The organism is Kitasatospora sp. DSM 101779 (assembly GCF_025655475.1).
Taxonomy (GTDB): Bacteria; Actinomycetota; Actinomycetes; order Streptomycetales; family Streptomycetaceae; genus Kitasatospora.
The window spans coordinates 6,845,145-6,855,468 of record NZ_JAHTIK010000001.1 but is presented as its reverse complement, the minus strand read 5'-3'; the positions used below and the strand labels follow the sequence as shown (position 1 = coordinate 6,855,468).

Annotated in this window: 5 protein-coding genes; 4 read left to right on the top strand and 1 reads right to left on the bottom strand. The window is 73.5% G+C overall.

The window, feature by feature from the left end; translation table 11 throughout:
* The coding region (locus KSNIM_RS31210) for a hypothetical protein (RefSeq protein WP_263106472.1) at window positions 1-2,647 on the top strand (2,647 nt) is incomplete at its 5' end.
* Between the two features lie 387 nt (window positions 2,648-3,034).
* Here the strand turns inward: KSNIM_RS31210 and KSNIM_RS31205 are convergent.
* Window positions 3,035-3,385 (bottom strand): hypothetical protein, encoded by a 351-nt coding sequence (locus KSNIM_RS31205; protein WP_263106471.1) that lies wholly within the window; start codon window positions 3,383-3,385, stop codon window positions 3,035-3,037.
* A gap of 476 nt (window positions 3,386-3,861) precedes the next feature.
* On the opposite strand from KSNIM_RS31205, the gene KSNIM_RS31200 reads away from it, so the two are divergent.
* The 3 genes from KSNIM_RS31200 to KSNIM_RS31190 all read left to right on the top strand — a co-directional run bounded on the left by KSNIM_RS31200 (window position 3,862) and on the right by KSNIM_RS31190 (window position 10,190).
* On the top strand, window positions 3,862-5,580 hold the full coding sequence (locus KSNIM_RS31200; RefSeq protein ID WP_263106470.1) for a SulP family inorganic anion transporter: 1,719 nt from the start codon (window positions 3,862-3,864) through the stop codon (window positions 5,578-5,580).
* Window positions 5,581-6,258: 678 nt separating this feature from the next.
* Complete coding sequence (locus KSNIM_RS31195) at window positions 6,259-8,364, top strand: flavin monoamine oxidase family protein (protein WP_263106469.1); 2,106 nt, start codon at window positions 6,259-6,261, stop codon at window positions 8,362-8,364.
* Complete coding sequence (locus tag KSNIM_RS31190; protein ID WP_263106468.1) at window positions 8,361-10,190, top strand: alpha-keto acid decarboxylase family protein; 1,830 nt, start codon at window positions 8,361-8,363, stop codon at window positions 10,188-10,190. Before KSNIM_RS31195 ends, KSNIM_RS31190 begins: the two co-directional genes overlap by 4 nt.
* Window positions 10,191-10,324: the final 134 nt, after the last annotated feature.

Here is a 10,324-nt window from a genome sequence, read left to right as displayed (position 1 = left end):
CGCGCTGCCCGCCGGGACCGGCCCGGGCTCGGCGGTCGTACGGCCGGAACCCGCCGGGCCCGCGCACCGCTCCGAGCTGCGGGAGCTGGGGGCGCACCTGGTGATCGCCCCGGTCGCGGCCACCTACGACGACCTGTGGGCGGCGGTCGGGGTCCTGCGGCCGATCCCGGACAGCCTGGTGGTGGTGGCCGCCGCCGCCGACGCCGCGCCCGTGCTGCGCGACCGGATGGGCGAGCTCGGCGACCTCGCCAGGGCCCGCGGCGCGAACGCCCTGGTGCTGGCAGCGTCCGGCCTGGCCGCGCTCGCCCCCAACGGCCGCCGCCCCGCCGAGGTGGTCGCCGCCCGGGCCGGGCTCCCGGTGATCGCCCCCGACGGCCTGGTCGAGATCACCCCCGACGGCGACCTCGACGTGCTCGCCCCGGACGACGCGTCCGGACCCGCCTCCTGGTGGTACTGCGCCCCCGACGCCGCCCCCCGCCGTGCCCGCCGGGCTGCCCTCGTGCCCACCGCGGTCCCCGCGCTCCGGTCCTCCGTCCCACCGACCGTCCGGGTGCGCAGGCTGCCCGCCGGGTACTGGCTCGCACACGTCGCGGCCCCCGCCCCCGACCCGCTGCCCGGACTCGCGATGGCCGCCGGTCCGCTCGGAAGCACCGTCCTGGTGGTCGGTACACCCGCCGCGCCCGTCCTGCTGCCCGAGGACTTCGTCGCCGCCGTCACCGCGCTGCCCGTCGCCCCCGACCGGCTGGTGGTCAGCGCCCCGTGGGCGGCCCCCGACGAACTCACCGCGCTCACCGCCGCGCTCACCACCCGGCTGGACCGGCCCGTGCGCGCCTCGATCGGGGTGCCCATGGCCGGGGCCACCGGTCCCACCTCGCGCATCCTGGACGCCCAGGGGCACCCCCGCTGGGAGCCGTTCCTGCTGCAGCTCGCCGCCGTTCCCGGCGACGCCGTCGCCCCCGTCGCCTGGCACAACGGCGGCGCCGACTGGCGCACCGAACGGCCCGCCGTCTTCGCCGCTTTCCCGCACTGGGCGCTGGAGGCAGTCCCGGCGGGCCTCTGGCTGCGCCCCGAACCGCCGCACGTGCTGACCCCGCGGTTCCGCCGGCCCGAGGCGACCCGTCCGCTGCTGATCGTCGGCGAACGCGACCGTCCGGTCGCCCCGGACGTGTTCGAGGAACTCGGCTGCCTCCTCGACCGGCTCCCCGCCGTCGGGGTGCACGGCTTCGGCCTGCTCGTCCACGGCCTGCTCGAACCGGCCGCCGTCCCCGTCGCCCGCTTCGTCGCCCGCACCCACAAGCTCGACTGGCTCGGACCCGAACAGCCCGTCGGCTCCCCGCCCCACTCCGCGCCCGTCCGCTACGGCGCCGTCGCCCCGCCGCCACCGCCCGTCCGGCACCACCGGCCCGTGCCCCCGCCGGCCACGGTCCCGCCCGCCCTGACCTCCGCGTCCGCAGCGACCGGACCCGAGGCCGTCGCACCGATCGGGCCGCCCGCCCGCACCGAGGCCTCCGGCGGCTCCCGCTTCCCCGCCCTCGGCGCCACGTCCGCGCCGGAGACCGGGAAGCTCACCGCGACCGCCTCCGCCGGCTCCCCGTCACGGCCGGCCGCCGGACCGGCCCGACCGGCCAACCCCCCGGCGGAGTCCTCGTGGACCGGAGCGCCACCGGCAGCCGCGCCCCCGCGGGCCGACGCGACGTCAATCCCTCCGCCCGACACCACCCCCGCTACTCCGCCCGACGAGCAGCCCGAGCCCGGCGCGCGGCCCGAGCCCGGCCCGGTGTCCGCGCCACCGCTCGGGGGCACCCTGGGCGCTTCCGCGGCGGGCAAGTCCGTGCCGCGCCTGCTCCGGTCCGAGGACCTCTCCGCACCCGCACCCACCGGGGTCAGCACCGTCGAGGACCGGGACGCCGTCCGGGCGCTGCTCGGCGAGCACTACCGCCGGTGCTCGGGGAGGGTGGAACAGCTTTCGACCCGGCTCCCCGGCCTGCGGTTCACCACCGGGGACGACATCACACCGGACCTGGCGGCCGTCCTGATGCACCACACCGACGCGGGCATTCCGGCCGACCGGGACGAACTGGTCGCGGCGGCCCGCTCCGGCGACCCCCGCCTCGCGCCGTTCCTGCGCTGCCTGGGCTCCGGGCTGCGTCGGCTGCCGAGCCACCACGGCGCGGTCCTGCTCACGGCTCCGCCCGGGCCGGATCGGGACGACCTGCTGGCGCAGTACCGGGTGGGGCAGCAGCTGACCGAGCCGGGCCCGGTCACCGGCCTGACCACAGCTGCCGCCGAACTGCCGGTTTCCTCAGTGGAGTTCGTGATCTGGTCGGTCACCGGCCGACGCACCTCCGCGTTCGCGGTCGGCCCGGAGGAGACCCGGGTCACCTTCCCCCCGGCCACCGCGTTCACCGTCCTCGAGGTCCTGCCGACCGCCGACCCGGCGGACGGGCCCGCACGGGTGCTGCTTCGCGAGTACGGCGGCACGGACGCCGATCCGGCCGGGCGCGACCGCGACACCCTGGCCCGTCTGCACTCCTGGCTGGACCGCCGCGACCGGCTGAGTACGGCCGAACGCCGGACGATCGAGCACCCCGGCCGCTTCCACCTCACGCCGGGAGTGGAGCTCCGCCCCGCACCGGCTCCCGAGTAACCCCGCTCCGGCTGTCGACGGCGGCCCCGGACAGCACCCGGCGACCGCCCCGGTCCGATCGGACGGACAGGCTCGGCGCCACCACGTCCGGGCCGACATCTCCGGCGATCGGCCCTGCTGACACATGCGGCGGCGGGGACGTCCAGGACCGACCCGGCCGGGCAGGATCCAGGTGCCGCGAGGGGTGCGGGCGACCGCGCGCCGTTCCTGCCCGGTGTCGGTGCCGAGCACCGTGATCCGCCACGCTCCGCTCATCCGCGGCAAGGCTGCCTCCCCGAGTCCGCGCGGGGCGGACGGTCCGGCCCCGCCACCTGCTCGACGGACCGCCGGACATCCGGGGTTCAGCCCGGCCCGGGGCGCGGGCCGGGCCGCGCGGCAGGCGCCGGCTCAGCGTGACAGCTCGGCCACCAACTCCTGGACGCCGTCCTCGCCGAAGCGGTAAACCAGCAGCGCCACCCACCGCACCGCCTCGGCCCGTTCCGGGGCTGTCCAGTGCGCGGCGGACGGGTGCTCGTCGACCACCAGTGCCTCGGCCAGCGCGTTCAGCGCGGGGGGCGCCGCCGACGGCGACCCGTCGAATCCGCGCAGGGCCAGCCGGCGGGCCGCCTCGGCGACCTCGGCACCGGTGGCGGGCGGCACCGGCAGCGCGCCCCCGCCGTCCTCGTCCGCGCAGGGTCCGGCCCCGGACGGCTCCGGGACCTCTTCCGCCGCCAGCCAGGACCCGATCAGTGCGCGCATCGTCTGCTCCCCCTCATTCCCCCAGGATGCCAGCACCACCGCCGGCCATCACCATTCCCGTCGACGAGAACGGCCGTGCCCCGTCGGGCGGTCATCCGGTGGCGAACCACCCGGGCGTTCGGCCGGCCCGCCGCCGAGGGGGACGGCCGCTCCGCCGGTGGCGAATCCGCCCCCAACAGGTCGGGTGGCCCGTCGGGCCGTCCGGGGCCAGGGGGAGGGCCTTCGCGGCCGACCGCCGCCGTCCGACAGGGAGTTCCCGATGAGTCCACCCGCCCCCACCGTCCGCGCAGCGGGGACGACGCCGCCGAGCCGGATCGACGACCACCTGCCGGCGCAGCTGCTCGCGGACGGGGCCGGAGAGCCGGTGGAACCGGTTCGCCGCCGCCACCGCGGAGTCCGGCCAAATCCCGGACCGGGGGTCCTCCGACGGCCACCATGGGGCGTATGCGTTCTCCGGCCGCTGCTGAGGTGCCCACATGACGGGCGTGACGAGGCTGGTCCCCGTGTCGCTGCGCGGGTACCGGCGGGCTTGGCTGGGCCGGGACGTGCTCGCCGGGGTGGCGCTGTCGGCGGTCGCGATCCCCGAGGTCATGGGGTACACGTCGATCGCCGGCATGCCCATCGTCACCGGCCTGTACACACTGATCCTGCCGGCGATCGCGTTCGCCCTGCTGGGCTCGTCCAAGCTGCTCGTCGTCGGCGCGGACTCCGCCACCGCGGCGATCCTCTCCGCCGGGCTGCTCGGGCTGGGCGTGGAAGGTCTCGTCCCCGGCTCTCCCCAGTGGGTCGGGCTGGCCGGGCTGACCGCCCTGCTGTCGGGCGTCATCCTGGCCGCGGCGCGCCTGCTCCGGCTCGGTTTCCTCGCCGACTTCCTGTCGGCCGCCGTCCTGATCGGCTTCCTGACGGGTGTCGGTGTCCAGGTGTCGACGGCTCAGATTCCCGAGCTGCTCGGCATCCCCAAGGGCCGCGGCAACTGGTTCCAGCAGCAGTGGTCCTGGATGTCCCGTCTCGACGAGGTCTCCTGGCACACCTTCGCCTTCGGCGCCGCCACCGTCGTGATCATCCTGGTCTTCAAACGGTTCCTGCCCAGGTTCCCCGGGTCCGTCGTGGCGGTGGTCGTGCTGATCGCCGTGTCCGCGGCGACGGACGCCTCCGACCACGGGGTCGCGGTCGTCGGCGCCGTCGAGGGGGGCTTCCCGCCGCTGGGCCTGCCGTCCGGGCTGACCCCCGGCGACGTGCCCGAGGTCTTCTCCATCGCCCTCTCCTGCTTCGTCCTGATCCTGGCCCAGAGCGCGGCCACGGCCCACAGTTTCGCGACCCGTCACGGTGACCGCGTCGACGTCGACCGCGATCTGGTCGGCCTCTCGGTCGCCAACCTCGCCGCCGGACTCAGCGGGACCTTCGTGGTCAACGGCTCCCCGACCAAGACGGAGATCCTCGACCAGCAGCGCGGCCGGACCCAGGTCGCCAACCTCACGATGGCGCTCCTCTCGCTCCTGGTCGCGCTGGTCTTCACCGATCTGCTGGCCGACATGCCGCTCGCGACGCTGGCCGCAATCGTGCTCCTGGTGGGTCTCGACCTCATCGACGTGCGCGGTCTGAGACAGATCCGCACCCGGCGCCGCAACGAGTTCGTCGTGGCCGTCGCCACCGCCCTCGCGGTGTTCGGCATCGGTGTCGAGCAGGGCGTCCTGCTGGCCCTCGCGCTGTCCCTGTTCGAGGTGATCCGGCGGGAGTACCGGCCCAAGGACTTCGTCGTCGGCGTCACCGACGAGGGCGCGCCCACGTACACCGTCGCCGAGCCCGGGATCGAGAGTGCGCCCGGCCTGATCGTCTTCCGTTTCAACGCGGAGCTCTTCTACGCGAACGCGAGCCGCTTCGCCGACCAGGTCAAGGCCCTCGTCGACAAGGCACCCCATCCGGTGCGCTGGCTGGTGCTCGACGCCGCGGGCATCGCCGACGTCGACTACTCCGCCGGGGTCCGCCTGCACAGCCTGCTCGACTTCCTCGCCACGCGCGGCGTCACGTTCGTCCTCGCGCGTCCCGACGCGGCCCTGGTGGACACCCTGAAGGTCTACGAGTTGTGGCAGCGGATCCCGCCCGAGAACGTCTTCGGCAACCTGATCGACGCCATCCGGGCGTACCTGGACGGCCGGTCCCCCGACGCGCCGCCCGAGGAGCCGCCGGCCGGATGAGACCCGGCCCGCGGGGCTGCCGTCCGGGGCGAACTCGCCCCGGCGGCCCTACGTGAGCACGTCAGGAGGCCGGCCTCCGGTTGACAGGACTCTCGACGGCGCGGCTACTTTGGGTACGGAGGAATTCACGTGTTGTGATCACCTCTGCCCGTCACCCACCGCGAGGACCCGAGCGTGACCACGGCCCCCGCCCGTCCCCCCGGATCGCCCGCCTCCGCCGCACCCACCCGCGCGCCTTCGCCGGCATCGTCGACGACGAGCCGAGGAGCCGACCTCCGATGCGCCGGGGCATCCCGTACGGCCGGAGTTCGAGCGTGAAGGGGACGACGGCCTGGGCCGCGGGCTGAGGTTCGCCCGCGAGGTCGACTTTCCGGAGCAGCAGTTCGAGCTGGTCCGGGAGCACCGGTCCGACGCCCCGAGTTCACCCCCGGAGACCCGGAGCCCCCCGCACACGCCCCCAACGGCTTCGACGAGGCCCTCGGTCACGCCTGCAAGGGCCGACGTCGGCTCGCGGACGGCACACCTCCGGCACCGCCGGCCCACAGCGCCCCGTCCGCAGGGCGGGCGCGCTCCACACCCCGACCCCCTCGATCACCACGCCGCGCCCCCTCGCCGAGGGCGAGGACCGCCCCGACAAGCCGGTCGGTTCCTGACCGCCGACCGCCCCGAGGAGACACCATGGAGAACCCCGTCATCGAAGGCACAGCCGGTGAGCGCGCCCGCTGGCAGACCTGCCGCCAGCTGGCGCGCGAGCTGCTGCTGGTCGGTCCGGACGACGAGGACCTGAAGCTCCGCTACCTCGACGTCCTGATCAAGGACGGCATCCCCGAGACGGACGAGCCCAAGGACGTGCTGATCGTCGGCGCGGGTATCGCGGGACTGGTCGCCGGAAAGCTGCTCAAGGACGCCGGACACAACGTCACCATCCTGGAGGCCAACGCCAGCCGGGTGGGCGGGCGGATCAAGACCTTCCGCTCCACCGACGACACGGCCGACGGACCGTTCCGCGACCCGGAGCAGTACGCGGAGGCCGGGGCCATGCGGCTGCCCGGCTTCCACCCGCTCACCCTCGCGCTGGTCGACAGCCTCGGCCTGCGCCGGCAGCTGTTCTTCAACGTCGACGTCGATCCGGACACCGGCAACCAGCACGCGCCCGCCCCACCGGTGGTCTACGAGTCGTTCGAGCCCGGCAAGGTCTGGAAGTACGGCGCGGACAGCCCGGACTTCCGCGAACCGGTCAAGCGCTTCAACTCCTGGATCCGCACCAACCGGGTCCAGGCCCGCCGCAAGGAGTACGCCGCCGATCCGAGCTGCGTCAACGAGGGCTTCCACCTCACCGGCGACGAGGTGCGGATCACCGCCGCCGACATGGTCAACCAGGCCCTGGAGCCGGTGCGCGACTACTACTCGGTCATCAGGGACGGCAAGCGGGTGAACAAGCCGTTCGCCGAGTGGCTGGACGGCTGGGCCCGGGTGATCCGCGACTTCGACGGGTACTCGATGGGCCGCTTCCTGCGCGAGTACGCGGGCTTCAGCGACGAGGCGATCGAGGCGATCGGCACGATCGAGAACATGACCTCGCGGCTGCACCTGGCCTTCTTCCACACCTTCCTGGGCCGCAGCGACATCAACCCGAACGCCACGTACTGGGAGATCGCCGGCGGCAGCTGGAGGCTGCCCGACGCGCTCGCCGAGGAGCTCCGGGAGGAGCTGCGGATGGGCCGGCGCATGGTCCGGATGGAGTACTGGGACCCGCGCCGGGACGGCGGGGGAGCCCGGAGCGTCGGCCCGGTCGGGCCTCAGGTCGCCGTCGAGACCGTCCCCGAGGACGACCCGGAGGCCGAACCAACCGTCTGGAAGGGCGACTTCGCGATCGTCACGGTCCCCTTCTCCGCCCTGCGGTTCGTCCAGGTGACACCGCCGTTCTCCTACAAGAAGCGCCGGGCGATCATCGAGACCCACTACGACCAGGCCACCAAGGTGCTGCTGGAGTTCTCCCGCCGGTGGTGGGAGTTCACCGAGGCGGACTGGAAGGTCGAACTCGACTCCATCGCGCCCGGCCTGTACGAGTACTACCAGCGGGCGGGCGAGGACGACGCGGAGGCGGCCGTGGCCGCCGCCCAGAACGGCCACCGCCCCCCGCGGAACCTGCCCGAGGTGCTGCTCGGCGCACACGCGAGCGTGGACGAGCGCCGGATCAGCCCGGCCCAGCGGGAGGTGTACCGGCACACCCCGCTGCTCCGGGCGACCGTGCGCCCCGCCACCAACTGCTTCGGCGGAGGCTCGACCACCGACAACCCGAACCGCTTCATGTACTACCCCTCGCACCCGGTGCCCGACGGCGACGGCGGCGGGGTGGTGTTGGCCAGCTACAGCTGGTCGGACGACGCGGTGCGCTGGGACTCCATGGAGGACCACGAGCGGTACGTCTACGCGCTGCGCAACCTCCAGTCGGTGCACGGCCGGCGGATCGAGGTGTTCTACACCGGCTACGGGAAGACCCAGAGCTGGCTGCGCGACCCGTACGCCTTCGGCGAGGCGGCGGTGTACACCCCGCACCAGATGACCAGCTTCCACCTCGACGTGGTCAAACCGGAGGGCCCGGTGCACTTCGCCGGCGAGCACGCCTCGCTGAAGCACGCCTGGATCGAGGGCGCGGTGGAGACCGCCGTCCGCGCGGCCATCGCCGTGCACGAGGCTCCGCCGCCGGCCCCGGCGGAACCGGAGACCCGGCCCGAGGTCCAGCTCCGAGGGGACAGCCGACAGGAGGCGGTGCGCGGATGAGCGGCGACGACTGGACGGTGGCCCGCTACCTGGCCACCAGACTCGAGCAGTTGGGCATCCGGTACCTGTTCGGGGTGCCCGGGGACTTCCTCGGCCCGTTCCTGACGATCATGCAGGCCACCACCGGTGTGCGGTGGATCGGCACCCCGACCGAGATGGGCGCCGGCTACGCCGCGGACGCCTACGCCCGGGTGCGGGCCGCCGACGCCGACCCGGAGGATCGCGACCAGGGGGTCGGAGCCGTCGCGGTCACCTACGGGGTGGGCGCGTTCAGCCTCCTCAACACCGTCGGCGGCGCGTACGTCGAGGACGTACCACTGATCGCGATCAACGCCGCACCGTCCTACGAGCAGTGGCTCAACCACCAGGCGGTCGGTCTGCTCACCTCGCACATGAGCCCGCGCCGGGAGAGCAACCTGGACGTCTACCGGCAGGTCACGGTGGACGCACAGGTGCTCTCCAACCCCGGGCTCGCCCCCTCGCAGATCGACGGCGCGATCACCGCGTGCCTGACCGAGCGCAAGCCGGTCTACCTGGAGGTCATGGAGGACCTCTGGCACGCACCGTGCGAGCCCCCGCAGGGCGCCCTCCGTGCCCACGAGCGGCCGTTCACCCGGCGGAACCAGGAGATGCTGGAGAAGGCCGTCTCGGCAGCGGCGGAGCTGATCGGGAAGTTCGGCACACCGATCGTCTGGGCCGGCGAGGAACTGGTCCGCCAGCGGCTGGAGGCCGAGCTGCTGGAGTTCGTGCAGACCACCCGGATGCAGTTCTGCACCACGGTCGGCGCGAAGTCCGTGGTGTCCGAACGGCACCCGCTGTTCGCCGGCGTCTACAACGGCAGGGCGAGCCTGCCGGAGATCCGGACGACCTTCAGGAACGCCGGCTGCCGGATCGGCCTGGGGACGTGGTCCACCTCCAAGAACCTTGCCGGCGAGCAGTCGATCGGCGACGACTGGATCGTGGCGGCACGCGACGGCGTCAGCGTCGGCGCCGGCTACTTCCCCGACGTCCAACTCGGCCGGTTCATGCCGGCGTTGCGCGACGCGCTGGCAGGGCAGACCTTCCCGGCCGACCACTTCGCGCTGGCGCACGCGGCCGGCCTGGACGTCCCGGCCAGCACGGCCGACTTCCTGGACTCGCTGAGCAGCGACCGGTACCCGCCCGAGCTGACCTACGACAGCTTCTTCCAGCACATCAACCACTTCCTGGAGCACCGGGCCACCGGAGGGGACCCCCAGGCCCCCTCGCCGTTCACCGTGGTCTCGGACGCGGCGTTCGCGCTGCTGGGCTCGATGAACCTGCGGATCACCGAGCGGGCCGGCTTCCTGGCGCAGAACAGCTGGCTGTCCATCGGCTACTCCGTCGGCGCGACCACGGGCGTGGCGCTGGGACGACAGCAACCGATGAAGCGCCCGCTCGTGTTCGTCGGCGACGGCTCGTTCCAGGAGATCTGCCAGGAGCTGTCCACCCACGTGCGTCACCATCTGAGGCCGGTGGTCTTCGTCCTGGACAACGAGGGCTTCTACGGCATCGAGCAGATGCTGGTCAGCCCCTGCTACTACAAGGAGAAGCCGTCCAACGGGGCCGACTTCTACAACGTGCTGCACCCGTGGCGCTACGAGAAGCTGGCCGAGGTCTTCGGCACGGACAAGGACCGGATGCACGGGTACGAGCTCACCACCCACGCCGAGCTCGAGTCGCTCCTGACGGACGTCGCCGATCCCGGCAACGACCTCAACCACGCGCCGATCCTGGCCCGCGTCCGGCTCAGCCGGCACGACTACCCGAAGGCGCTGCAGTACAAGATCGACGAGAAGTGCACCTAGGAGTCTTCAAGGGCACTGGGGTGGTCGATTCAGGGGCGCTGGAGGCTTTATGTGGCATCCGTACGCCTTTCAAGACACCTCTTAGGCCCTCGCCCACCGGCCCCCGGCCACGACGGGGGCCGGTGCGTGCTGAA